Annotated in this window: 24 protein-coding genes; 14 read left to right on the plus strand and 10 right to left on the minus strand. The window is 61.6% G+C overall.

Annotated features, from left to right (window positions below; genetic code table 11):
* The first annotated feature begins 92 nt into the window (after nt 1-92).
* The 12 genes from nuoG to VL598_RS00445 all read left to right on the plus strand — a co-directional run bounded on the left by nuoG (nt 93) and on the right by VL598_RS00445 (nt 12,504).
* Nucleotides 93-2,432, plus strand: coding sequence for an NADH-quinone oxidoreductase subunit NuoG (nuoG, locus tag VL598_RS00390; RefSeq protein WP_325324717.1), 2,340 nt, complete (start codon nt 93-95; stop codon nt 2,430-2,432).
* Nucleotides 2,433-3,497: an NADH-quinone oxidoreductase subunit NuoH gene (nuoH, locus tag VL598_RS00395; protein ID WP_325324718.1), complete on the plus strand. Its 1,065-nt coding sequence runs from the start codon at nt 2,433-2,435 to the stop codon at nt 3,495-3,497. It abuts the gene before it with no gap.
* A gap of 13 nt (nt 3,498-3,510) precedes the next feature.
* Nucleotides 3,511-3,999: an NADH-quinone oxidoreductase subunit NuoI gene (gene nuoI, locus VL598_RS00400; protein WP_325324719.1), complete on the plus strand. Its 489-nt coding sequence runs from the start codon at nt 3,511-3,513 to the stop codon at nt 3,997-3,999.
* A 112-nt stretch (nt 4,000-4,111) separates the two neighbouring features.
* On the plus strand, nt 4,112-4,804 hold the full coding sequence (locus VL598_RS00405; RefSeq protein WP_325324720.1) for an NADH-quinone oxidoreductase subunit J: 693 nt from the start codon (nt 4,112-4,114) through the stop codon (nt 4,802-4,804).
* 17 nt (nt 4,805-4,821) lie between these two features.
* Nucleotides 4,822-5,127, plus strand: a complete 306-nt coding sequence (nuoK, locus tag VL598_RS00410; RefSeq protein WP_325324721.1) for an NADH-quinone oxidoreductase subunit NuoK — start codon at nt 4,822-4,824, stop codon at nt 5,125-5,127.
* Nucleotides 5,128-5,145: 18 nt separating this feature from the next.
* Nucleotides 5,146-7,176 carry an NADH-quinone oxidoreductase subunit L gene (gene nuoL, locus VL598_RS00415; protein ID WP_325324722.1) on the plus strand — a complete coding sequence of 677 codons (2,031 nt, stop codon included), beginning with the start codon at nt 5,146-5,148 and terminating at the stop codon, nt 7,174-7,176.
* 18 nt (nt 7,177-7,194) lie between these two features.
* Nucleotides 7,195-8,688, plus strand: a complete 1,494-nt coding sequence (locus VL598_RS00420) for an NADH-quinone oxidoreductase subunit M (protein ID WP_325324723.1) — start codon at nt 7,195-7,197, stop codon at nt 8,686-8,688.
* A 24-nt stretch (nt 8,689-8,712) separates the two neighbouring features.
* The gene (gene nuoN / locus VL598_RS00425; RefSeq protein WP_325324724.1) at nt 8,713-10,191 is read left to right on the plus strand and encodes an NADH-quinone oxidoreductase subunit NuoN; all 1,479 of its coding nucleotides are present in this window, start codon (nt 8,713-8,715) and stop codon (nt 10,189-10,191) included.
* Nucleotides 10,191-10,487: a DUF2818 family protein gene (locus VL598_RS00430; protein ID WP_325324725.1), complete on the plus strand. Its 297-nt coding sequence runs from the start codon at nt 10,191-10,193 to the stop codon at nt 10,485-10,487. Before nuoN ends, VL598_RS00430 begins: the two co-directional genes overlap by 1 nt.
* A 39-nt stretch (nt 10,488-10,526) precedes the next feature.
* A complete protein-coding gene (locus tag VL598_RS00435) occupies nt 10,527-11,117 on the plus strand; it encodes an NUDIX hydrolase (RefSeq protein ID WP_325324726.1) in 591 nt (196 codons plus the stop codon).
* Between the two features lie 144 nt (nt 11,118-11,261).
* Nucleotides 11,262-11,747 (plus strand): DUF1178 family protein, encoded by a 486-nt coding sequence (locus VL598_RS00440; RefSeq protein ID WP_325324727.1) that lies wholly within the window; start codon nt 11,262-11,264, stop codon nt 11,745-11,747.
* Between the two features lie 193 nt (nt 11,748-11,940).
* The gene (locus tag VL598_RS00445; RefSeq protein WP_325324740.1) at nt 11,941-12,504 is read left to right on the plus strand and encodes a MaoC family dehydratase; all 564 of its coding nucleotides are present in this window, start codon (nt 11,941-11,943) and stop codon (nt 12,502-12,504) included.
* A 110-nt stretch (nt 12,505-12,614) separates the two neighbouring features.
* Here the strand turns inward: VL598_RS00445 and VL598_RS00450 are convergent, their stop codons facing one another.
* The 6 genes from VL598_RS00450 to VL598_RS00475 all read right to left on the minus strand — a co-directional run bounded on the left by VL598_RS00450 (nt 12,615) and on the right by VL598_RS00475 (nt 18,486).
* Nucleotides 12,615-13,307: a glutathione binding-like protein gene (locus VL598_RS00450; protein ID WP_325324728.1), complete on the minus strand. Its 693-nt coding sequence runs from the start codon at nt 13,305-13,307 to the stop codon at nt 12,615-12,617.
* A 155-nt stretch (nt 13,308-13,462) separates the two neighbouring features.
* Nucleotides 13,463-14,698 carry an acyl-CoA dehydrogenase family protein gene (locus VL598_RS00455; protein ID WP_325324729.1) on the minus strand — a complete coding sequence of 412 codons (1,236 nt, stop codon included), beginning with the start codon at nt 14,696-14,698 and terminating at the stop codon, nt 13,463-13,465.
* 90 nt (nt 14,699-14,788) lie between these two features.
* Complete coding sequence (locus VL598_RS00460) at nt 14,789-15,904, minus strand: phosphotransferase (protein ID WP_325324730.1); 1,116 nt, start codon at nt 15,902-15,904, stop codon at nt 14,789-14,791.
* A gap of 73 nt (nt 15,905-15,977) precedes the next feature.
* Nucleotides 15,978-16,766, minus strand: a complete 789-nt coding sequence (locus VL598_RS00465; protein ID WP_325324731.1) for an oxepin-CoA hydrolase, alternative type — start codon at nt 16,764-16,766, stop codon at nt 15,978-15,980.
* Nucleotides 16,767-16,768: 2 nt separating this feature from the next.
* Nucleotides 16,769-17,959, minus strand: a complete 1,191-nt coding sequence (locus VL598_RS00470) for a pyridoxal phosphate-dependent aminotransferase (protein WP_325324732.1) — start codon at nt 17,957-17,959, stop codon at nt 16,769-16,771.
* Nucleotides 17,960-17,985: 26 nt separating this feature from the next.
* Entirely contained in the window at nt 17,986-18,486 is a 501-nt protein-coding gene (locus tag VL598_RS00475; protein WP_325324733.1) for a putative toxin-antitoxin system toxin component, PIN family, read from the minus strand.
* A 57-nt stretch (nt 18,487-18,543) separates the two neighbouring features.
* Between VL598_RS00475 and yaaA the strand changes: the two genes are divergently transcribed.
* Entirely contained in the window at nt 18,544-19,326 is a 783-nt protein-coding gene (gene yaaA, locus VL598_RS00480; protein ID WP_325324734.1) for a peroxide stress protein YaaA, read from the plus strand.
* Nucleotides 19,327-19,512: 186 nt separating this feature from the next.
* A complete protein-coding gene (locus VL598_RS00485; RefSeq protein WP_325324735.1) occupies nt 19,513-20,700 on the plus strand; it encodes a M14 family metallopeptidase in 1,188 nt (395 codons plus the stop codon).
* A 184-nt stretch (nt 20,701-20,884) separates the two neighbouring features.
* Here the strand turns inward: VL598_RS00485 and VL598_RS00490 are convergent, their stop codons facing one another.
* From VL598_RS00490 to VL598_RS00505, 4 genes are all read right to left on the minus strand, one after another.
* On the minus strand, nt 20,885-21,466 hold the full coding sequence (locus tag VL598_RS00490; RefSeq protein WP_325324736.1) for a BspC domain-containing protein: 582 nt from the start codon (nt 21,464-21,466) through the stop codon (nt 20,885-20,887).
* Nucleotides 21,467-21,674: 208 nt separating this feature from the next.
* Nucleotides 21,675-22,358 (minus strand): energy-coupling factor ABC transporter permease, encoded by a 684-nt coding sequence (locus VL598_RS00495; RefSeq protein WP_325324741.1) that lies wholly within the window; start codon nt 22,356-22,358, stop codon nt 21,675-21,677.
* 82 nt (nt 22,359-22,440) lie between these two features.
* Nucleotides 22,441-23,301, minus strand: coding sequence for a response regulator transcription factor (locus VL598_RS00500; protein ID WP_325324737.1), 861 nt, complete (start codon nt 23,299-23,301; stop codon nt 22,441-22,443).
* 203 nt (nt 23,302-23,504) lie between these two features.
* Nucleotides 23,505-24,710, minus strand: coding sequence for a DUF2863 family protein (locus VL598_RS00505; RefSeq protein ID WP_325324738.1), 1,206 nt, complete (start codon nt 24,708-24,710; stop codon nt 23,505-23,507).
* Nucleotides 24,711-25,296 lie beyond the last annotated feature (586 nt).

A 25,296-nucleotide genomic window follows, 5' to 3' on the forward strand; every position in this document is an offset into this window, starting at 1 on the left:
TGCATCGCCTCATCGAACGCTCGCCGCACGAGCGGCAGGCAGGACGCGAGCGGATGATCGAGCGGTAAATCGGTTAAGGACCATTCACCATCATGGTTGAACTTGAAATAGACGGAAAGAAGGTCGAGGTGCCCGAGGGCAGCATGGTGATCCAGGCTGCGCATAAGGCCGACACCTACGTGCCTCACTTCTGCTACCACAAGAAGCTTTCGATCGCGGCCAACTGCCGGATGTGCCTCGTCGATGTCGAAAAGATGCCGAAGGCCGTGCCGGCGTGTGCGACGCCGGTGTCCGCCGGCATGGTGGTGCGCACGACATCGGACAAAGCGGTGAAGGCTCAGCAGGCGGTGATGGAATTCCTGCTCGTCAACCACCCGCTCGATTGCCCGATTTGCGACCAGGGCGGTGAATGCCAGTTGCAGGATCTCGCTGTCGGCTACGGCAAGTCGGCCTCGCGCTACAGCGAGGAAAAGCGCGTTGTTTTTCACAAGAACGTCGGCCCGCTCATCTCGATGGAAGAGATGACCCGCTGTATTCACTGCACCCGCTGCGTGCGCTTCGGCCAGGAAGTCGCCGGCGTCATGGAGTTCGGCATGCTGGGGCGCGGCGAGCATTCGGAAATCACGACCTTCGTCGGCAAGACGGTTGATTCCGAGCTCTCCGGCAACATGATCGATCTATGCCCGGTCGGGGCGCTGACGAGCAAGCCGTTCCGCTTCAGCGCCCGCACGTGGGAACTGTCACGACGCAAATCGTTGAGCCCGCACGATTCGGTCGGCGCCAACCTCGTCGTTCAGGTGAAGAACAATCGCGTGATGCGCGTGCTGCCGCTCGAAAACGAAGCGATCAACGAGTGCTGGATTTCGGACAAGGACCGTTTTTCGTACGAAGGCCTCAATAGCGAAGAGCGTCTCACTCAGCCCATGATCAAGCAGGACGGCGAGTGGATTGAAACCGACTGGCAAACGGCGCTCGACTATGTCGCGAAAGCGATCAAGGGCATCTCGGCCGAGCACGGCGCGAACGCGCTCGCGATGCTCGGCAGCCCGCACAGCACGGTTGAAGAACTGTTTCTGCTCAAGCAGCTCGCGAAGTCGCTCGGCACGCCGAACGTCGATTTCCGTCTGCGCCAGTCCGACTTCTCGGCGGCACCTGCGGGTGCGCCGTGGCTCGGCATGCCGCTCGCCGATCTGTCGACGCTCGACGCCGCGCTCATCATCGGTTCATTCCTGCGCCGCGACCAGCCGCTCATGGCCGCCCGCCTGCGCCAGGCGGCCAAGACCGGTGCGGCGATTCATCTGCTGCACGCGACGGGCGATTGTTCCTTGATCCCGAGCGCGAAGGCGATCGTCGCCGCGCCGTCGCAGTGGCTCGCCGCGCTGGCCGGTATTGCGGCGGCCGTCTCGCGCGCGTCGGGTGCCGCGCTCCCGGAAGGCTTCGGGGACGTGGACGTATCGGCCGCTGCACAAGACGTTGCGGCAGCACTGATGAGCGGCGAGCGTCGCGTCGTGTTGCTCGGCAACAGCGCTGTACAGCATCCCGACTTTTCGCGCATTCACGCGCTCGCGCAATGGGTGGCCGATCACACCGGCGCGACGCTCGGTTTTCTGACCGAGGCGGCGAATACCGTCGGCGCTCATCTCGTCGGTGCACTCCCCGACGCGGGCGGACTCAACGCGCGCGATGTCTTCGAGGCCCCGCGCAAGGGCTACCTGCTCCTCAACGTCGAACCCGAGTTCGACACGGCCAATCCGGCAGCGGCGATTGCGGCCCTCCAGCAGGCCGAAGCCGTTGTGATGCTGACGCCGTTCAAGTGCGGCACCGAGTATGCCGACGTGCTGCTGCCGATCGCACCGTTCACCGAAACAGCCGGCGCGTTCGTGAATGCCCAGGGAACGCTGCAAACGTTCAACGGCATCGTGCGCCCGCACCGGGAAACGCGCCCTGGCTGGAAGGTGCTGCGCGTGCTCGGCAACGTACTCGGCCTGCCCGGTTTCGACTATGACACGGTAGACGACGCCCGCCGTGCGGCGATCGGCGACGGAGTGGTTTCGGAAAAGCTTTCCAGCCGCATCGACGTTGCGCCGACATGGCCGGGTCAGTCGATGAAACCGGCGGATGCCGGCGCCTTCGAGCGCATTGCCGACGTGCCGATCTATCACGCCGATCCGCTCGTACGCCGTGCACACTCGCTCCAGCTGACGGTAGCGGCGCGCGCAGCGCATACGGTCGGCCTGCCCGCGGCAGTCTTCGACAAGCTGGGGTTGAAAGAGGGCGATGCCGTCCGGGTGCGCCAGGGTGAGCATGCGGTCGTGGCAAGCGCGGTGCGCGACGCCGACTTGGCCGCAACGGTTGTCCGTATGCCCGCAGCAACGCCTGCCAGCGCGGCGCTCGGCGGCATGTTCGGCGAACTGGTGGTGGAGAGGGCCTAAATGACCTTGTACGATACGATCAATGCGGGCGGCACCGAAGTGCTCGGCGCGGCATGGCCCACCGTCTGGACGCTTGTGCGCATCCTCGTGGTGTCCGTTGTCATTCTCCTTTGCGTGGCCTACCTGATTCTCTGGGAGCGTAAGCTGATCGGCTGGATGCATGTGCGGCTCGGCCCGAATCGCGTCGGCCCGGCAGGGCTGCTGCAGCCGATTGCCGACGTGCTGAAGCTGCTGCTGAAGGAAGTCATTCAGCCGAGCGCCGCCAACCGCTGGTTTTATCTGATCGCGCCGATCATGACGGTCGTGCCCGCGTTTGCCATATGGGCCGTGATCCCGTTCCAGGCCGACGTGGTGCTAGGCAACATCAATGCCGGGCTGCTCTACGTGATGGCGATCTCTTCGATCGGCGTGTATGGCGTCATTCTTGCGGGTTGGGCCTCGAACTCGAAGTACGCCTTTCTCGGCTCGATGCGTGCAGCCGCCCAGATGGTCTCGTACGAAGTGTCGATGGGCTTTGCGCTTGTCGTGGTGTTGATGACCTCCGGCAGCCTCAACCTGTCCGACATCGTTGGCTCGCAGGAGCGGGGTATCTTCGCCAGCTTCGGCCTCAACTTCCTCTCGTGGAACTGGTTGCCGCTTCTGCCCGTTTTTGTCGTGTATTTCGTTTCGGGCATCGCCGAAACGAATCGCCACCCATTCGACGTCGTGGAAGGAGAGTCGGAGATCGTCGCCGGCCACATGATCGATTACTCGGGTATGGGCTTCGCGCTCTTCTTCCTTGCCGAGTACATCAACATGATCGTGATCTCGGCACTGGCAGTTACGTTCTTTCTCGGCGGGTGGAGCGCGCCGTTCGGTTTCCTCTCGTTCATCCCTGGCATCTTCTGGCTCGTCCTCAAGGTGTTCCTGCTCCTGTCGGTGTTCATCTGGGTGCGAGCGACGTTCCCGCGTTATCGCTATGACCAGATCATGCGTCTCGGCTGGAAGGTGTTCCTGCCGGTATCCATTCTCTGGGTCATCGTGGTCGGGTTCTGGATCATGTCGCCGTTGAACATCTGGAAATAATGGGCGGACCTAAATGACCGCAATCCAAAACTTCTTCAAGACGTTTTTCCTCACCGAGCTCCTCAAGGGGCTTGCGCTGACGGGCCGCTATGCGTTCAAGCGCAAGTTCACGGTTCAGTTTCCTGAGGAAAAGACGCCGCTGTCGCCGCGGTTCCGGGGACTGCATGCGCTGCGCCGCTATGAGAACGGCGAAGAGCGCTGTATTGCCTGCAAGCTGTGCGAAGCGATTTGCCCGGCACTCGCGATCACGATCGAATCGCAGCCGCGTGCTGACAACACACGCCGCACGACCCGCTACGACATCGATTTGACCAAGTGCATCTTCTGTGGTTTCTGCGAGGAAAGTTGCCCCGTCGATTCGATTGTCGAGACGCACATCCTCGAGTATCACGGCGAAAAGCGCGGTGATCTGTATTTCACGAAGGATATGCTGCTTGCGGTGGGAGACCATTACGAGGCGCAGATCGCGGCGGCGAAAGCGGCTGATGCGCCGTATCGGTAAGAAGTGAGTCAAATTGAGTCAATCGAGCTCGAGTTGTGCGAGCGCTGCGGCATGGCGGGACGCACACAGGGCAGACCTGGGCTGACGTTGGGCCAACGATGAAACGGTGATCATGGAATTCACGACCGTACTGTTCTACATCTTCGCGCTGCTCTTGACCGTGTCGGGGCTGAAGGTGATCACGACGCGCAACCCAGTCGGGTCCGCGCTCTTTCTCGTGCTCGCGTTCTTTAACGCGGCGGCAATCTGGATGCTGCTCGAGGCCGAGTTCCTGGCGATCCTGCTCGTGCTGCTCTACGTCGGCGCGGTGATGGTGCTGTTCCTCTTTGTCGTGATGATGCTCGACATCAACCTCGACGCGCTGCGCCAGGACTTCAGGCGCTTTGTGCCGATGGCGACCGTCGTCGGTGCGATCATCGTGATCGAGACTGCGCTGATTCTCTGGCATGGCTACGGCGCGACGACTACACCGGTGCGCGAGGCTGCGGCCGGCGGCGCGGGTGCGGCCGCGTTGTCGAACACATTGTTGATCGGGAAGACGCTTTATACCGAGTATGTGTTCGCCTTCGAAGTAGCGGGCCTGATACTGCTCGTCGCGATTATCGCGGCAATCGCGCTCACGGCGCGCAAAGGCAAAGACACCAAGCGTCAGCGCGTCAGTGACCAAGTGAAGGTGCGCGCGCAAGACCGCGTGCGTCTCGTGAAGATGCCGGCGGAAACGGCGCTCGCGACGGGCAAGGGCCCAGAGGCGCCGGGCGAGGCTGGCGCGAACGTCGGTGCCGGCACGGTCGGCAACCACAGCTGAGCATCGGGGAGAAAATCATGTTGACCTTGGCTCATTACCTCGTGCTCGGCGCGATCGTCTTTGCGATCGGTGTCGTCGGCATTTTTCTGAACCGGCGCAACGTCATCATCATCCTGATGGCGATCGAGCTGATGCTGCTCGCGGTGAACACGAACTTCGTCGCGTTTTCTCATTATTGGGGCGATGTGCACGGGCAGATCTTCGTGTTCTTCGTGCTGACCGTGGCGTCGGCCGAAGCGGCGATCGGCCTTGCGATCCTCGTGACGCTCTTCCGTACCCTCGACACGATCAACGTCGAGGATCTCGACCAGCTCAAAGGCTAACTTGGGGGCACTGCGGCAATGACCACGACACTCAATGAAAACCTCCTGCTGGGCGTCGCGCTCGCGCCGCTCGCCGGCTCGCTAATTGCGGGGCTGGGCGGCAAGGTAGTGGGGCGCAAGGGGAGCCACCGGGTTACGATCCTTGGCGTCTTCATCTCGTTCATCCTTTCGGCGATCGTCTTTGCCGACGTGATGAACGGCGCAAGCTTCAACGGCACGGTGTACGAGTGGATGCGGGTCGGCTCGCTCAAGTTCGAGGTCGGCTTCCTCGTCGATACGCTGACGGCCATGATGATGTGTGTCGTGACCTTCGTGTCGCTGATGGTTCACATCTATACGATTGGCTACATGGCCGACGAAGAGGGCTACGAGCGCTTCTTCTCCTACATCTCGCTTTTCACGTTCTCGATGTTGATGCTCGTGATGAGCAACAACTTCCTGCAGCTCTTCTTCGGCTGGGAAGCGGTGGGCCTCGTGTCGTATTTGCTGATCGGCTTCTACTTCACGCGTGAAAGTGCGATCTATGCGAACCTGAAGGCGTTCCTCGTGAACCGCGTAGGCGACTTCGGCTTCCTGCTTGGTATCGGCCTGCTGCTTGCCTACGCTGGCAGCATGAACTATGGCGAAGTCTTCGCGAGGCGCAACGAACTCGCTGCGCTGACCTTCCCGGGCACGGATTGGGGCCTTTTGACGGTCGCCTGCATTTGCCTCTTCATTGGCGCCATGGGCAAGTCGGCGCAGTTCCCGCTGCACGTCTGGCTGCCGGATTCGATGGAAGGCCCGACACCGATCTCGGCGCTGATCCACGCGGCGACGATGGTGACGGCCGGCATCTTCATGGTCACGCGCATGTCGCCGCTTTTCGAGCTTTCCGACACGGCGCTTTCGTTCATCATGGTCATCGGCGCCATCACGGCGCTGTTCATGGGCCTGCTCGGTATTGTCCAAAGCGACATCAAGCGCGTCGTCGCTTACTCGACACTGTCGCAACTCGGTTACATGACGGTCGCCCTTGGCGCGTCGGCTTATTCGGCCGCCGTCTTCCACCTGATGACGCACGCATTCTTCAAGGCGTTGCTGTTCCTCGGCGCGGGTTCCGTCATCATCGGCATGCATCACGACCAAGACATGCGCAACATGGGCGGTCTTCGCAAGTACATGCCGATCACGTGGATCACGTCGCTGGTCGGCACGCTGGCGCTGGTCGGCACGCCGTTTTTCTCGGGCTTCTACTCGAAAGATTCGATCATCGAGGCGGTCGGCCTCTCGCATCTGCCGGGTGCGGGCTTCGCTTACTTCGCCGTCGTGGCCAGCGTGTTCGTGACTGCGCTTTACTCGTTCCGCATGTACTTCATGGTCTTTCACGGTGAGGAGCGTTTCCGCCATCCAAAGGACTATAACGGGCATGGCGTCGAGGCGGCGGGGCACACGGAGCACGCTCACGAATCGCATGAGCCGCACGAATCCCCGTGGGTTGTCTGGGTGCCGCTCGTGCTGCTCGCCATTCCGTCGGTCATCAGCGGTGCCATCGCGATCGGCCCGATGCTTTTCGGCAACTTCTATCAGCACGGCGTCGCGTTCGATCAGGTCATCTACATGTCCGCGCAGCATCCTGCGCTGCGTGAAATGGCCGAGGAGTTCCATGGCTGGGTTCCGATGGCCGTTCATTCGCTGACGACCTTGCCGGTATGGCTTGCGCTCGCCGGCTTTGCGACAGCGTGGTTCCTCTATCTCAAGCGCCCGGAGCTGCCGGCGGTGATCCGCCGCGCGTTCGGGCCGATCTACACGTTGCTCGACAACAAGTACTACATGGACAAGATCAACGACATCGTCTTCGCCCGGGGAGCGCTAGCCATTGGCCGCGGGCTCTGGAAGGAAGGCGACGTCGTGGTCATCGACGGCATCGTCAACGGCAGTGCGCGCTTTATCGGCTGGTTCGCTGGCGTCGTCCGGTTTCTGCAGTCCGGTTATATCTACCACTATGCCTTTGCCATGATCATTGGCATGCTGGGGCTCCTTACGCTGTTTGTCACTTTGGGCGGCAAATAAAAATGGGGGAGATGCTGAATGGATTCTTTTCCGGTACTTAGCGTTGCGATTTGGTTGCCGATCGTCTTTGGCCTAGGGGTGCTCGCCGTCGGTTCCGACAAGAACCCGGCGCCAGCGCGCTGGCTGGCATTGATCGGCTCAGTGCTCGGCCTCATCGTGACACTGCCGCTTGTAAGCGGCTTTGACCCGTCGAGTTCCGCGCTTCAGTTCGTCGAGCAGGCCACCTGGATTGAGCGTTACCGTATCAGCTATCACCTGGGTGTCGACGGCATTTCGATGTGGTTCGTCGTACTGACGGCGCTCGTGACGGTGATCGTCGTCATTGCCGGCTGGCAAGTGATCACCGAGTACGTGTCGCAATACATGGCCGCATTCCTGATTTTGTCGGGGATCATGGTCGGGGTGTTTTCGGCGGCCGATGCCTTGCTGTTCTTCGTCTTCTTCGAGGCCACGCTGATTCCGATGTATCTCATCATCGGCATCTGGGGCGGTCCGAATCGAATCTATGCGGCGTTCAAGTTCTTTCTCTATACGCTCGCCGGGTCGCTCCTCATGCTGGTTGCGCTGATTTACCTCTACGACAAAACGGGGACGTTCGATCTCGCGACTTGGCAAAAGGCGCCGCTCGCCATGACGCCGCAAGTGCTGCTTTTTGTTGCGTTCTTTCTTGCGTTTGCGGTGAAGGTGCCGATGTGGCCGGTTCATACGTGGCTGCCTGATGCCCACGTGGAAGCGCCGACAGGCGGCTCGGTCGTGCTTGCCGCCATCATGCTGAAACTTGGGGCATACGGTTTCCTGCGCTTCTCGCTGCCGATCGCGCCCGACGCAAGTCATGCGCTCGCGCCGTATGTCATCGCGCTATCGCTGATCGCCGTCATTTACATCGGCTTCGTTGCGATGGCACAGGCCGATATGAAGAAGCTCGTCGCCTACTCGTCGATCGCCCACATGGGGTTCGTTACGCTCGGCTTCTTCATCTTCAATCAGCTCGCCACCGAAGGGGCGATCGTGCAAATGATTTCGCACGGCTTTGTGTCCGGCGCGATGTTCCTTTGCATCGGCGTGCTTTACGATCGGATGCACTCGCGTCAAATCTCCGATTACGGTGGCGTCGTCAACGTCATGCCGAAATTCGCGGCGCTGGCCATGCTCTTCGCTATGGCCAATTGCGGCCTGCCGGGTACGTCGGGCTTCGTCGGCGAGTTTATGGTGATCCTCGCGGCGGTCCAGCACAATTTCTGGGTCGCATCCGGCGCGGCAGTCACGCTGATTCTCGGCGCAGCCTACACACTCTGGATGTATAAGCGCGTCTACTTCGGCGCAATCGCCAACGATCACGTCAAATCGCTTGCGGACGTCAACGGCCGCGAGTTTCTTGTGCTCGGGGTGCTAGCGGCATTGACGCTGTTCATGGGCCTCTATCCGAAGCCTTTTACCGATGTCATGCACGTATCCGTGCAAGACCTGCTTTCCCACGTCGCTCAGTCGAAGCTGCCACCGCTGCCGCAGTAGTGCGGGCGGAGAAATGAAAAGACCATGCAAAACGCCTCTATGACTGTCCTGTTGCCCGATGCGCTTCTGATGGTGGCCACCGTCGTCGCGTGGCTCAACGAAACGTTTGTCGGCGACGCCGGACGCCGTACCACGTACCTGATCGGCGTGCTGTCGTCGATTGTCGCGGGCATCTGGTTCGCGACGCTCACCTTCGATCCGCTTCCGCATTATTTCTTCTCGCACATGTACGTCGTCGATGGCCTGGCGAGTGCAATGAAGGCGGCCGTGTCGCTCGGGTACGCCGTCACGATGATCTACTCGCGCAAGTATCTGGAGGATCGTGGCCTTTTCCGGGGCGACTACGTGTTGCTCGGCATGTTTGCGTTGCTTGGCCAGCTCGTCATGATCTCGGGTAGCAACTTCCTCACGCTGTACCTCGGGCTCGAGCTGATGTCGCTCTCGCTTTATGTGGCGATTGCAATGCGCCGCGACGCGTCGCAATCGAACGAAGCGGCGATGAAGTACTACGTGCTCGGTGCGCTCGCTTCGGGCTTCCTGCTCTACGGCATTTCGATGATCTATGGCGCAACCGGCTCGCTCGATCTCACCGAAGTGCTCAAAGCCGTCGCCTCGGGGCGCATCAACGATGCCGTGTTGCTCTTCGGTGTCATCTTCATCGTGGCCGGCATCGCGTTCAAGATGGGAGCCGTGCCGTTTCACATGTGGGTCCCCGACGTCTATCACGGCGCACCGACGGCCATGACCCTGCTCGTGGGCGGTGGCCCGAAGGTGGCCGCATTCGCGTGGGGATTGCGTTTTCTCGTCATGGGCCTTTTGCCGCTCGCCGTTGACTGGCAGCAAATGCTCGTCATTCTCGCCGCGCTCTCGCTCATTGTCGGCAACATCACCGGCATCGCGCAGCGCAACGTCAAGCGGCTGCTTGCCTATTCGGCCATTTCGAACATGGGCTTCGTGCTGCTTGGCATGCTGGCGGGCGTCATCGACGGCAAGGCGGACAGCATGGCCAATGCCTACGGTTCGGCGATGTTCTACAGCGTTGTCTACTTGTTGACGACAGTCGGCTCGTTCGGTGTCGTCATGCTGCTCGCACGGCGCGACTTCGAAGCGGAATCGCTCGATGACTTCAAAGGCTTGAACAAGCGCAGTCCGGTATTCGCGTTTGTGATGATGGCGATGATGTTCTCGCTAGCCGGCATTCCACCGACCGTCGGTTTCTATGCGAAACTGGCCGTGCTCGAAGCATCGCTGAATGCAGGGTTGACTTGGCTTGTCGTGCTGGCCGTCATTACCTCGCTCTTCGGTGCGTTTTACTATCTGCGTATCGTCAAACTGATGTATTTCGATTCTCCGCTCGATAACACCCCCATCGAAAGTCCACTCGCCAACCGCTGGCTGCTGGCTGCCAACGGCATTGCCGTGCTCGTGCTGGGCGTCATGCCTGGCCCGTTGATGACGCTCTGCCTGAACGCCATCAGCCACTCTCTGCCCGGGATGCTGTGATGTCGGCAGCTGGGTGGTTTGTTGTTCTGGTGGCCGTATTCGGCGCCAATGTGCCGTTCCTGAATCAGCGTCTTTTCGCCGTCGTGCCGTTTGGCGCAGCGAGGAAAAACGCTTGGATTCGTATCGGTGAGCTGATCCTGCTGTATGCCGGTGTCGGCCTCCTCGGCTTCATGCTGGAGGCGCGTGCCGGCAACCGTTTTGAGCAAGGCTGGCAGTTTTACGCGATTACGTTTTGTCTCTTCGTCGTTTTCGCGTTTCCCGGCTTCACGTTTCAATATCTCGTCAAACGCCGCTGACTGACAAGCGGCACCGAGACAATCAACCGGAGACTGCGTATGGCAGACTTGCCCGACTATGATCACGATGCGTCGCTGACAGAGACGCGGCTTTCAGGTGAGACCCTGCACGAGGGTTCGTTTCTGCACGTCAAGCGCGATATCGTGCGGCTGCCGGACGGCAAGCACGCGACGCGCGAGTACGTCCAGCACCCGGGAGCGGTCATGGTCATTCCGCTCTTTGACGACGGCAGGGTGCTGCTCGAACGCCAGTACCGCTATCCGATTGGCCGCGTCATGATCGAGTATCCGGCCGGCAAGCTCGATGCGAACGAAGGCGGACTCGCTTGCGCAAAGCGCGAGCTGCAGGAGGAAACGGGCTATACCGCGCGCGAGTATCAATTTCTCACGCGCATTCATCCGATCATCTCGTATTCCACTGAGTTCATCGACCTCTATCTCGCGCGCGGGCTCACACCCGGCGAGCGCAATCTCGACGACGGCGAATTTCTGGAAACGTTTGTCACCGAAGTGTCGCAAGTCATCGAGTGGATTCGCACGGGTGCGATCACGGATGTGAAGACCATCATCGGAACGATGTGGCTAGAAAAGGTATTGTCTGGCGAGTGGACGCCGGTCGAAGCTGAGTAGGCCAGGGCTTGCAGGGTCTAACGCGGGATTACGCGGGGCGCCTCGCGCGACGGCCGCAAGCGCGCTAGAATCGCCGGCTTCCCGTTACCGTTGGCCGAAAACGATTTCGCGCTACACTTAGCCGCAGTTCCTGCCTGATTAAGTATGAAAGTCCTCGATTTGCAATGCCGACACGGTCATCGATTCGAAGGCTGGTTCGCCTCCGTAGATGACTTCGAATCGCAGTTGTCGCGCAAGTTGGTTGGATGTCCGATTTGTGCCGCGACTGAGGTGAGCCGTGTGCCGTCCGCACCGCGTCTGAACCTATCGGGCGCTACGAGCTCCGCCGAACGCGAGGCGCAGCGTAGGCGTGCCGGCGAGGGCACGGTTGAAGGCGGTGCCGAGGCCGCCGCCCCGCGCCTACGTGAATTGGAGGCGCAGGCGATGCGCGCACTGCGTGAGCTCATCGACAAAACGGAAAACGTCGGCGATCGCTTTGCCGAGGAGGCTCGCCGCATCCATTACGATGAGGCGCCGGCGCGCAATATTCGCGGTGTCGCGACGCCCGAGGATGCACGCTCGCTCGTCGAAGAGGGGATCGACGTCATGGCACTGCCCGGTGCTTTGCCTTCCAAGGAATCGCTGCAGTAAGCGTTGGGCCTCAAGGGCAGGCGTGACGTCCTCGCCACGCCGCCGCAGTGATACGGTTGCGGCGGCTGCAAGCAGTGTCGGTCTGGTGGGGTTTTTTGCGCAGCCGTTCGTCGCCGGATGGTCAGATGGCGTACAACGTTTGATCGTCATCGATGACCGGTAGCCTTCACCCGGATGCGCGTGAAGCCCCGGGATCCATGCCGGGAGCGCATCGTGCGAAGCACGACTTAAACCGGGGCTTGACCGGAACAGGAGGCTTGCGATGGGGATGAGCTTCGAGGACTTCGTAGTCGGCGCTCGGGAAGACATTGGCGAACACACCTTTACCGCTGAAGAGATCGTCGAGTTCGCCGAGCGCTTCGATCCGCAGCCGTTTCACATCGATGAATCTGCCGCCGCCTCGTCGCCCTTCGGCGGGTTAATTGCGAGTGGTTGGCACACCTGCTCGGTCATGATGGGTATCTGCGTGCGCGGCCTGCTCGTGGAGTCGACGTCGATCGGTTCGCCCGGGATTGACGACATTCGTTGGATCAAGCCCGTGCGCCCCGGCGATACGATTCATCTCTTCAATACGATTGTCGACAAGCGCGCGTCAACCAGCCGCCCGGATCGCGGCATCGTGTCGTTTCTCTGGGAAGGCATCAACCAGACCGGAGATACGGTGGTGACAGTGCGCTCGAAGGTCCTGTTCGGCCTGCGGGGCGCTGCACAGACGACCACGACCGCACCAGCCATTCCCCCCGGCATCGGGGCGTAACCCGCAGGGCACCCGTTCAAAACCGCAGAAACGTGCGGCTTTGCGTGCTTGGCGGCGGTGAGACCCGATGTTCGGGCCGGCCAACGGCGCGCGGTAACGGGGCGTGCAGCTTAATGTTTAGCGTACTGTGTGGCCCCGAAAAGCACCTCCCTGGCTTTAGCGTCCGTGATCGGCTTGTGAACCGAGGCGAGCACTTCGACACCCCGCACGACGGCAGGTCGAGCCGCGATCGCCTCGTGCCAACGCTTGACGTTGGGATACGCGGCCAACTCAATGCCTTGGTTTTGCCACGAGCGGGTCCAAGGGAACGTCGCAATGTCGGCGATCGTGTAATCGTCGCCGGCCAAGTGTTGGGCCTTCTCGAGTTGCTTATCCATCACGCCGTACAGACGTTTTGCCTCGTTCGTATAGCGGTTGATCGCATACTCGATTTTCTCGGGCGCGTAGATGCGAAAGTGATGTGTCTGCCCGAGCATCGGCCCGACGCCGCCCATCTGAAACATGAGCCATTGCAGCGTTGCATAGCGCGCAGCCGGCTCGGCCGGTAAGAACTTGCCTGTCTTCTCCGCCAAATAGATCAGAATTGCCCCCGATTCAAACAACGACATCGGCTTGCCGCCGGGGCCATCGGAATCGACAATCGCCGGGATCTTGTTATTTGGACTGACGGCGAGAAAATCGGGTTTAAACTGATCGCCGCCGCCGATATCGATCGGATGGATCCGATATTCGAGGCCGGTTTCCTCGAGCATGATGTGGATTTTGTGGCCGTTTGGCGTTGCCCAGCTGTATGCGTCGATCATGACTGCTTTTCTCCTTGACGAAGGTGGTGCCGCTGCAGGCAGTGCTTGCAGGGCATATTTAACGTGAAGCTCAGGGCTGCGCAGACCGTGCCGCGATACGCCGCGGGCGCTGTCATCACCGCACTGTAACGGCGGTCAAGCGCAGATAACTCGGTTTAGCCATGCGTCGACACGCGTGAGGCGTATCGCTCTAGCTCGAGCTTGGCGATGGCGTTTCGGTGGACCTCGTCGGGGCCGTCCGCAAAGCGCATCGTGCGCGCCAAGGTGTACGCGTATGCCAGCGGAAAGTCGTCGCTGACGCCGCCGCCGCCGTGTGCCTGAATCGCCCAGTCGATGACCTGGCATGCCATATTTGGTGCAACCACCTTGATCATAGCGATTTCGCCCCGTGCCGCCTTGTTGCCAACGGTGTCCATCATGTAGGCCGCTTTGAGTGTCAAGAGCCGCGCTTGCTCGATCGCGCAACGCGATTCGGCAATACGCTCCTGGGTTACGGTTTGCGCAGCGATGGGTTTGCCGAAGGCCACGCGCTCGCTCGTGCGCCGGCACATCAGCTCGAGCGCGCGCTCGGCGAGCCCAACAAGACGCATGCAATGATGGATGCGTCCGGGGCCGAGCCGGCCTTGCGCAATCTCGAAGCCGCGACCGAAGCCGAGCAGGATGTTGGCAGCCGGCACGCGCACGTTTTCTAGCGTGATCTCCATATGGCCGTGCGGTGCATCGTCATAGCCGAACACCGTAAGCGGCCGATGCACGGTGATGCCGGGTGTGTCCGCCGGCACGAGGATCATGGATTGCTGTGCGTGTTTGGGCGCATCGGGATCAGTCTTGCCCATGACGATCAAGACCTTGCAGCGCGGGTCGCCGGCGCCCGAAGACCACCATTTGCGACCGTTGATCACACACTCTTCACCGTCGCGCTCGATGCGCGTGCGGATGTTCGTCGCGTCGGAAGAGGCGACATCCGGCTCCGTCATCAGAAAGGCCGAGCGGATTTCTCCCGCCAGCAACGGCTCGAGCCAAGCGCGCTTGTGGGCCTCGGTGCCGTACCGCTCGATCGTTTCTATGTTCCCCGTGTCGGGCGCGTTGCAATTGAAGACTTCGGGTGCCCACGGTACACGCCCCATGATTTCCGCGAGCGGCGCGTATTCGAGATTCGTCAAACCGGCCCCGCGCGTCGAATCGGGCAAAAAGAGATTCCAAAGGCCGGCAGCGCGCGCGCGTGCCTTCAACGCCTCGATCAACTGCGTCGGCACCCAGGCGTTGCCGTTGCCGCGATTGCGGGCGATTTCTTCGTGGTATGCGCGCTCGTTCGGATAGATATGTTCGTCGAAGAATGCGAAGAGCCGCGCTCGCAGCGCCTCCACCTTGGGGGAGTAGTCGAAGTTCATCGTATGCCTCTTGTCTGTCGGTTGACATCCTTCATGGCCGGAAGGCAATAGGCACCAGAAGGACGAGGTTTGCCGTGCAATCTGAACTGATCAACGAACCTTCTGCGCATACGCCCAGGCGAGCTCAGCCATAGGACGCGCTTGCCGGCCCGCATCGAGGGCTTGTGCGCTCGCAGCCGTACCCACCGCCGCACGCTTCATGATGCCCTGCAAAATCGCGGCAATCCGGAACATGTTGAAGGCGAGATAAAAGTTCCAGTCGCCTGAAATGGACCGTTTGGTTCGCTCGCAGTAGCGGGCGACGTAGCTCACCTCGTCGGGGATGCCGAGTGCGGTCCAATCGAGCCCTGCGATGCCGCGGAACTGCTGCGGTTCGACATGCCATGCCATCGCATGGTAGGCGAAGTCGACGATCGGATCGCCGAGTGTGGAGAGCTCCCAGTCCAGCACGGCCAGCACACGCGGCTCGCTTCGATGGAAAATCAGGTTGTCGAGCCGGTAGTCACCGTGGACGATTGCCGCGCGCGCGTCTTCGTCGCGTGCCGGCTCAGGCTTATGCCGGGGCAACCATTCGATGAGCCGACGCATCGCGTCGATCGGCTCGGTTTCCGATGCTTCGTACTGCTTGCTCCAGCGGGCGATCTGTCGCGCGATATAGTCGCCGGGTTTGCCGTAATCGGACAGGCCGACTCGTTTCACGTCGAGCACATGTAGCGCTGCGACTACGCGGTTCATCTCATCGTAGATCGCTGCGCGCTCGTCGCGGCTCATCCCGGGGAGCGCCGGGTCCCAAAGCACGCGTCCGTCAACATGCTCCATGACATAGAACGCGCGGCCCACCACCGCTTCGTCCTCGCAAAGCGCGAGCGTGACGGGCACGGGTACGTCCGTGCCGGCAAGTGCGCGCATCACGCGGTACTCGCGCTCGATCGCATGCGCAGAGGGTAGAAGCTGTGCCGCGGGCCCCGGCTTTGTACGCATGACGTAGTGTCGCGCTGGCGTGACGAGCTTGAAAGTCGGGTTCGACTGGCCGCCTTTGAACTGCTCGACAGCAAGAGGGCCGGCGAAACCGTCGATGTGCTTACCGAGCCAAGCCGAGAGCGCTTCGATATCGAAGCGCTGGGGGGCGGGGACGGTGCCTGTGCCGATGGACGCCGTATCGTCGTCCTGCTGATTTGCGGGTCCTGCGGGCGAGCCAGTTTTCATGTCTCCTCCGGTCGGATCTGGCCGATCACACATGATGCAAAACCTGCGTCGGTACGCGCATTGAGGGTTTTCGCTATCGATAGCGCGGCTGACGCTTCTCCAAAAACGCTGTGATGCCTTCAAGCCCGTCGCGATGCTGCAACGAGGCGACGAAATGATCGCGCTCGCTATCGAGATGGGCGGCAAGCGGTTGCTCGCCGGTTGCGGATACGAGCGACTTGATACGCGCAATGGCGTTCGGCGAGCCGCGGCCTAGCTCGTCGGCCCATGCAATCGCCGCATCGCGCACGTGGCCGGGCTTAACGAGCCGGTTGACGACGCCAAGCGCATGAAGGCGGGCCGCCGAAATGGGCTTCGCCTCGAGCAACAGTTCGGTGACGAGCTGCCGCGGCAGCGATTGCGCAAGGAACCAAGAGCCGCCACCGTCAGGCGTGAGGCCGACGCGGGCGTAAGACATGACGAATTTCGCATCCTCGGCGGCGACGATCAGGTCGCACGCGAGCGCGAGGGAGAAGCCGGCGCCGGCCGCCGCGCCTTCTACTGCGGCAATGACGGGCTTGGTCGATGTGCGCAGCGCGAGGATCCATTGACCGAGCAGTTCGATGCTGTGTGCTTGCACCGATGGATCCTTCGCACGGTTCTCGAGAAGCCGATTGAGGTTGCCCCCCGCGCAGAAGAATTCGTCAGCACCCGTCAGTACGACGGCCCGGATCGACGTGTCGCGCTCAGCGTTGTCGAGCGCAACGATGCCGGCTGTGTACATGTCCGGATGCAGTGCGTTGCGCGCGCCCGGATTGGACAAGGTGAGAACGAGCGTCGATTCGCTCTCTGTGGGCCGATCCGCGAGCAGTTCGGCACTCATGTTCAGAGGCGGCTGAGCCGCTCCAGCGCCGCCGCAAGGGTTGCTTCGCGCTTCGCGAAGCAAAAGCGCACGACCCCCGATTCATGGGGCTCGTGATAGAACGCCGAGACCGGTATGGCCGCAACGCCGACTTCGCGCGCGAGCCACTGCGAAAACTCCACTTCGGGCAAATCGCTGATTGCGGAGTAGTCGACGCATTGAAAATAGGTACCTTCGCAGGGCAGCAGCCTGAACCGGGTGCCGGCCAAGCCCGCGCGAAAGAAATCGCGCTTGCGCTGATAAAAAGCGGGCAACTCCAGGTAGGGCGCCGGATCACGCAGGAACGTGGCAAGCCCCATCTGCATCGGTGTGTTCACGGTAAACACATTGAACTGATGCACCTTGCGGAATTCTGCGGTGAGGGGGGCCGGTGCCGCCACATAGCCGATCTTCCAGCCCGTTACATGAAACGTCTTGCCGAAGCTCGAGACGACGAAGCTGCGCGCAGCGAGCTCCGGGTACCGCGCGACGCTTTCGTGCGGTGCGCCTTCATACACCATGTGCTCGTACACTTCGTCCGAGACGATGAGCACATTCGTGTTTCGCACGATCTCCTCGAGACGGCGCATGTCTTCGGCGTGCCAGACGGTGCCCGTCGGATTGTGCGGAGTATTGATCATGAGAAGCCGCGTGCGAGGCGTGATCGCGGCGGCGAGCTTGTCGAACGGAATCCGGTAGTCGGGCGCCTCGAGCGTGACGAAAACGGGCTTGCCGCCAGCAAGCTCGATCGAGGGCAGATAACTATCGTAGGTCGGCTCGATCACGACGACCTCGTCGCCGGGATGCACCGTAGCGAGGATCGCAGTGAGCAACGCCTGCGTCGCTCCGGCGGTGACGGTAATTTCGCTTTCGGCGTCGTAGCGGTGGCCGTGCATCGCCTCGATTTTGCGCGCAATGGCCTGCCGCAAAGGCGCCGCACCGGCCATCGGCGGGTACTGGTTATGACCGTTGCGCATCGCCTCGGTAACGGCATCGACGATGCGCGCATCGCAATCGAAGTCCGGGAACCCTTGGCCCAGGTTGACCGCGCCATGCTCGGTGGCGAGCGCGCTCATTACCGTGAAAATGGTCGTGCCGACATTGGGCAGACGGGATGCCAACGGTGCAGAGGCCGTGTCCGGGGTGTGTTTCGCTGGCTCGTCGGGTGCGTTCATAGGAGGGCGTCAAAAAGGCGGCGGATTCATGCGGTTGATTCGCGCAACGACTCATGCAACTGACAAGCGGCCGCAAACGGTGCCGGCTGTGCAATGCGGAAGCCGAAGTCGCGGGCAGTGCGCTTCGCGAGCTTCAAGAGCGCACGATCTTTCGAGACGAGCCAGTCGACCTGAGCGGCGTGCGCTAGCTCGAGAAACTTCTGGTCGTCGCGATCCTTACAACGCGGCAGCAAGGCCGTTTCGACGAGCGGCGCGGCGTGCTCGGTCATGGTCGAAAGCTGAGCAACGTGGGTAAGTGCGGCGGCCTTGTCGACAGCACGCCGCATGAATTGCGGATAGTCGAGCACGTATGAGAGTTCGGCGAGGCACCGTGCGTCGATGACGGCATGGAGCGCACGGCGGCGCAAGGCGTCGTGTATCGGGCGTGTCGCCATGTCGTTAAAGACAAGGATGTCGATCCATACGTTCGAATCGAGCACGACGCGTGGCGCATCAGGCGCCGTATCGGGGCCAGGGAGACTAGGCATTCGCTACAATCGGTCTTTTCGCGTTCACCAGCCGGCACGGCGTGCCGGCAAGCCTCCATGATAATTGTTTTGTCTCCGGCGAAGTCGCTCGACTACGAGACTGCGCCGCACGTCGAGCATCACACGATTCCCGAGTTTGTCGATGAGGCTGCTACGCTCATCGAAGATCTGCGGCGCCTGTCGCCGCAGGAGATAGGAACGTTGATGGGTATCTCAGATGCGCTGGCGCGGCTCAATTTCCAGCGCTACGCCGACTGGTCGCGCGATTTCAGCCCGCACAACGCAAAACAGGCGGTGCTTGCGTTCAACGGCGACGTCTACGAAGGATTTGACGCGAAGTCGCTCTCAGCCCCCGACCTAACCTTCGCGCAACAACACGTCCGGGTGTTGTCGGGGCTGTATGGCGTCTTGCGGCCGCTCGACTTACTGCAGCCTTACCGGCTGGAAATGGGGACGCGCCTGTCGAATGCACGCGGCAAAGATCTCTACGCATTCTGGGGCGAGCGCATTACCCACGCGCTGAACGCACAGCTGCGCGAAAAAACTGACGGTTCGCGGGTGCTGGTCAATTGCGCGTCCGAGGAGTATTTCAAGTCGGTGAAGCGGCAACGGCTGGAAGCGCCCGTCATCACACCGGTGTTCGAGGACTGGAAGGGCGGCCGCTACAAGATCATCAGTTTTCACGCCAAGCGTGCGCGTGGCTTGATGGCCCGCTTTATGGTCGAGCATCGGCTCGAGCGCCCCGAGCAGCTGAAAGAATTCGCCGTCGAAGGCTATGCGTTTGACGAGGCAGCCTCGAACGATGCAACGTACGTTTTTCGCCGCCGAATGGGCGACTGAGCCGATGGCGGGGGCGACAACGGCCACGTCGAGGGCGTAGGCCACATTGCTCTGGACGCAGACGTGACTGATCGCTTTCGAACCGAAGGCGGCAGACGAGTTGGACTTTTCAAATCGATGGCATCTTAAACAGGCTGGCGCCGAGCCCCTCGTTCGTCGCGAGCCCCACCAAGGCCAAGCAAGATCATGACGCTTTCTATCACCAGCAATTTCGACGGCGGCGCTATCGAAGTGGTGTCGTGCGATGTGGCGGGCGACATTCGCCTGCGCATTCGTCGCGACAGCCACGCGGATTTCGCCCAATGGTTCTACTTCCGGTTGTCGGGCGCGCGCGACGAGCGCTGCGTGATGGCCTTCGAGAATGCGGCCGACTGCACCTATGCGCAAGGCTGGCAGGGCTACCGCGCGGTAGCCAGCTACGACCGAGTGCACTGGTTCCGTGTACCTACCTCGTACGATGGCCGCGTTTTGACGATCGATCATACGCCGGAGTTCGATCAGGTCTATTACGCGTACTTCGAGCCCTACAGTGAGGAGCGCCACGCCGCCTTTGTCGGCGCTGTTCAGCAGATGCCGCATGCGACATTGGTCGAGCTCGGGCGAACGGTCGAGGGGCGCCCCGTCTCGCTGCTCGCACTGGGCACTGATGATTCGGATCATGCAGCCGGAGGGGCCAAAGCGGTCGACCCACTCCCGAAAAAGCGTGTATGGATCATCGCCCGTCAGCATCCTGGCGAGACGATGGCCGAGTGGTTTGTCGAAGGGCTGGTCAAGCGCCTGGCCGGGTGGGGAGATTGGGCGGGCGACCCCGTTTCGCGCAAGCTCTACGAGCATGCCGTTTTCTACATCGTCCCGAACATGAATCCCGATGGTAGCGTGCACGGGAACTTGCGCACCAACGCGGCGGGCGCGAACCTCAATCGCGAATGGCTGGAGCCGGACCCGCAGCGCAGCCCCGAGGTCTATGCCGTTCGCGATGCGATCCACTCGATCGGATGTGACTTGTTTTTTGATATTCACGGCGACGAAGCGCTGCCGTACGTGTTCGTCGCCGGCTGTGAGATGCTGCCGGGCTTTACCGCGCATCAGGCAGCCGAGCAGGACGCCTTCGTCGACGCGTTCAAGCGAGCGAGCCCGGACTTCCAGAGCGAGCATGGCTACGCGTCGAGCAAATACCAAGAGGATGCGCTCAAGCTCGCCTCGAAGTACATCGGCCACACGTTTGGCTGTTTGTCGCTAACCCTTGAGATGCCGTTCAAGGACAACGCGAACTTGCCGGACGAGCGGGTGGGCTGGAACGGCGAACGCAGCGCAGCCCTCGGCGCTGCAATGCTTGGCGCGGTGCTCCACCATCTCGAGACATTCGGTGGATGAGCGGTCGTCGCGCTTGATGGCTTGCTGGCGGTGACGTTGATCCGATTCGGTGGTTGAGTACGCACACAGCGGCGACGTCACGAAGCCCGGCAAGGGCGCGACGCCGCGAGAGCGACGCGACGAACGTTGCCAAGGCGGCGGCTGACGCCGCCGCACTTTGCCGTCTCTTCGTTTAGCGTGTCACTTATGACGCGGCCGTGTTGTGCCGTTTGCCAGGCTGAGCACGCTTCGTCGTTTTCTTCGTGGTGTGCTTGGCACCATGTTTGCCCTTGGCTTTGGTTTTCTTGGTCGACTGTGCCATGCGAGGCTTGGCGGCCGGTACGGGGTCGTTCCAACTGAACGCGAGCATCTGTTGGCCGACGTAGCCGCAGCGAAAGTTGAGATCGTAAGGGGCGTGGTTGTTGTCACGCGAAATGCCCTCTCCTGCGACGGTGACGACGTTGTCGACCTTGATCCGCTGCTTATTGTTGTCGAAGGGCTCATTCCACGCGGTGATCGCCGCATGGGAGCCGTCGAACGATTCCGGCGAAAACTCGACGTGGTCAATGGCGTTTGAGGTGCTCGCGACGAAACTTGCGTGCGCCGCGCAATCCGCGACGAGCGGATCTGCATGCATGTCGTTGATGAACTTCGCGATCATTTCGTTGCGTTGATCAACGAGATCCGCGTGAGCGGGGGCGGCGAAGGCGAGCGGCAGGCCAGCGAGCGCCGCTGACAGCCAGCGGACGAGCGGCCGCAGGCGGCTTGAGGTGTTGGAGCTATCCATCCAGTTGAGAAGTTTGCGACAAGGGGACTTGAGACATCAGGGACGTAAGATGCCCCACTCTCGGGCGGAGTTCAATGATTGCGTGAATATTACTGCCGTCTGCGGTGCGTTTTCGGGATTGCGCAATGGCCGCGTTGGGCGGACAGGGAGGGTAACGCGTGCGTGGTGCGGTCAACAGCCGTCCAGGCTGGCTTCAGTATGACCCGCGTCACGTACGCGGTCCGCCGAGGCGATAGCCGCGAACGTCGTTGGTTGTCACCCACGCTGGCTTATAGACAGCAATGAGCGCCGTCGACATGCCCGTGAACCAAGCCTCGCCGACAGCAAGCAGGAGCACGCACCATGCGTAGCTATCCGGGACGACCTCGGGCGACCTGAGCGCGACCCCCGCGAGTCCCATTTGGAGGGCCGCCGCGCTGACGCACGCCAGCACGACGGCGACGATCGGCGAAAGCACGCCCTGTACGCCGATGAAAACGAGCCAGTTGCGCGGCAGCCAGGCGTGTGACGCCCGCTGCACCAGCGCCGAGACCCCCACGGGCATTGCGCCGTAGACGAGGAACGTCAGCGCAATGCCTTGCCAAGCGGCATCGAAGATGACCGCTGCGATGCCGGAGACGACAGCCATGGCAATCAGCGCGAGTGCCCAATCGAAGAGCGTCACAAAAAGCGTCGCGCCGAGCAGATGCATGACGGGGCCATCCTCGAGCCATGCGTTGCTTGCCCACAGCACCGCAATCGCGACGATGAGCGCGAGCCAGACGTGCTGGAGCGTAGCGTCCTGCAAGCGCCGAAATGGCTTGCACGCCAGGGCGAGCGCGAGAAGCCCCGCCGCGACGACCCAGGTGCCGGCGGCGACCCATAGCGAAAGCGGCGTATAGAGGAAGCCCATGCCGCCCATATTACTCGTTGGGACGAGAAACGTGGAGCCTCGCGCGACTCACTTGCCGGTGCGGCGAACACTGCCCAGCGGCTTACCGCGACCCGGTATCCGGTATCGTCTGATGGAATGGAGCGTCAGGCTCTGCTGCCATCGGTAGGTCGTTCGGTTCTTCTTCGCCCGGCAAAGGGTAGGTGTAGGATCCGCCCCGGCGCAACGGGACCGGCCCAGCTTCACCGATGACCGGCTTCGGTGAGCGTTCGTCCTCGGTGCGCAGTACCTCGAGGTGCTGCGTGAGCCATCCGTTGTAGATGGCGACGGCAGCGGCCCGGTTCGGCGCGCCAAGTTGCTGGAAGATGCTTGCAAGATGAATTTTGACCGTGCCTTCGCTAATGCCGAGGGTGCGCGCAATCATTTTGTTGGTACTGCCCATATGAACGCAGCGCATGATCTGCTCTTGCCGCGGCGAGAGAGTCGGCGCGAAACGTGAACGGCGCGCCGAAGGTGGCGGCAGCTCGCAAAGGACCGGCGCGGGCGGTGGTGTAACGCGGGACGCCGCGGCGCCGTCGCGCAGCAGCGCGCCGTGCGGGGCGTAATAGCCGCCCGCCAGCACAAGTTCGAGTAGACGCGAAATGAGCTTCGGGTTGGTGCTGCGCGGGATTACGCCGTGTACGCCCTCGTCCATCAATTGGCGAACGCGGCATGGCGATGCGTCGTCGACGAACACCGCGAGGCGCAACGCACGCTGCTCGGCAACGAGTGCGCGCACATCGGAGACGCGCATCTCATCATGCCAATCGACGACCAGCAACTCGACGGGCATTCGCCGCAGTGCGCGGCATGCTTGCACCCAATCCCTTGCTTCACAAAAACGCGCGTGACGATTGATTTGTCGCAACAGTGCTTTGAGACCGTCGCGCCGTTCTGCTTCCGAACCGAGAACTGCAAACCGCATGTCTTGCCTCCATAGTCCGTCCAATACGCGGCGTCGCAGCGGCGCACCGATTGGCGGCCGGCCGCCTTGCGCGCCGTCGGTGCAATGATGACAAATTGCTTACAGTTGGACGGCTAGCCGGATGGCATAGGACGCGGCGTACCGCCCCCGGGAGGGCGGCGCGAGGTAATGAGGAAGAGGGTAGAGAGCGGCGAGGGCCGTCGTTAGTGGAAGTGTGGTTGAGCGGGCTCGGCGTCTTCGGGCATCTCGGCATGAACGATTTCGCCCAGCGGGTCGGCGTAGAGCGGTACGCCGCAATCATCGCAGTACTCCGGCTCGAAGCGGCCGGCATGTCGACGAATGTCGGTCACGCCGGCTTCCTTCAGCAGCGCGCTGATCTCCTCGACCGGTCCTGCGGTCTCGCCGCCTTCCTCGTCGATCGACAGTTCGCCGTTTTCACGGCCGTACAGCGGCCACACGACGCCATAAATGACATCGTTGCTGCCGCGGCGCGTAAAACCGATCCGGTACTCGTCGATACGGCGCTCGCCGAAGCCCGCCACGACGGCTCGTAAGTCTTGTGGCGTTGCGCCGATGGTGTCGTATAGGTAGCGGATGGCCGTGCGTACGGTATGCGGGCGCACACGTTCGTCGGCGTCGCGGCAAGCCGAGTAATAGGCATCGGGCAACAGGCATTCGAATTCACACCCCGGCAGCACCACAGCGAGGTTCGCACCGCCTTGCGACGCCCATTGTTCCAAGCATTGTCCACGTTCGATACGCGCCCCGTTTTCTTCTTCCTGCCAGCGAAAGAGCGATGCGCCGACCGGCGCGGCGACGACGGCGAGCAGAAAGCGCGGATCGGCAAGAATAGGCGACGTCTCGGGCAAGTCACCCAAATTCACCTTGGCCGGCGTGCCGTTGATGGCCGCTTGGATCAACTGCTGGGCCACGCGATAGGTTTCTACATGGTGGCGCGGCAATTGATCGATGCTGTAGAGGAATGGTGCAAGCGCGACACGGGTGCCGCCAGCCAGCACGTGTGCCTGCAGATGGGCGCGAAGGGCGTCGACCGAATCCGTTTTGAGCGGACCCGAGGGGATGACGTAACGCGTCCACGCCAGCACGGGAGCCGCGATCAGCAGCGCTTCATAGGCCACACCATCGTGCTCGATGACGAACGATTCACTATGCGTCTCGGCCATATCGGCGAGCGCACCGTAGGCATCGGGGTGGTTCTGCTGCAAGTGATCGAGTGCGGCGTCGAGCGTCGTTTGGTTGCCGTTGCGGACGACCTTTGCAAGCAACGCGTCGAGCTTCGCTTCCCAGAAGCGGTCTTCGATGCGGCTGCCCGAGGCGAAAAGCGCGAGCGACAAGCCGACGAGCTTATCGGCATCGGGGGGAAGACGTTTGGCGATTCGCGAGCGCATAGGGAGTAGGAAGAGTGAATTCGTGAACCTTGCATTTTAGTCTTTTCTGGGGCCTAAAGCCGCCCCGTGAGCGCCTGATTGCAAGGGCCAGGGGAGAGGCGCTGTCCCGTACGGCATTATGCGGATGTCGTCGAACGAGGGAGTCCCGTCCGTAATCACTCGACAGGCATTACATGGTCCCGCTCGGTTGTGCGGTGTTACCGATGGGTTTTGGCTGACGCGGGCAGTGACTGGCGCTTGTGACTGGTTCGGTGGGCGAATTTTTTCTTCAATTTCCGCTTGCAGCGTGGAACGAAGGCGCCTAGAATCACGCTCCTTCGCGCTTCCCGGCAACGGCGGCGCGGGGAGAAGCGGGACGCAGGAAGTAGGTGGCGGGCCGTAGGCGGCATGCGAAATTAAGCAGTAGCGAGCATGTGACAGTCGACGGCGAGGCAAGCGGTGATGAAAAAAACGCTTGACGCCTGACGAAACAGTCTGCATAATCTCGTTTCTCTGCTGCTGACGCAGCAACGCAAGACGGCGCAGCGCCGAACGGTAGTCGGTTCGGTGTGCGACAGTTGAGCGACGCGATCTTTAAAAATTTACA

It is taken from the genome of Trinickia sp., assembly GCF_035492435.1.
Classification (GTDB): Bacteria; Pseudomonadota; Gammaproteobacteria; order Burkholderiales; family Burkholderiaceae; genus Trinickia.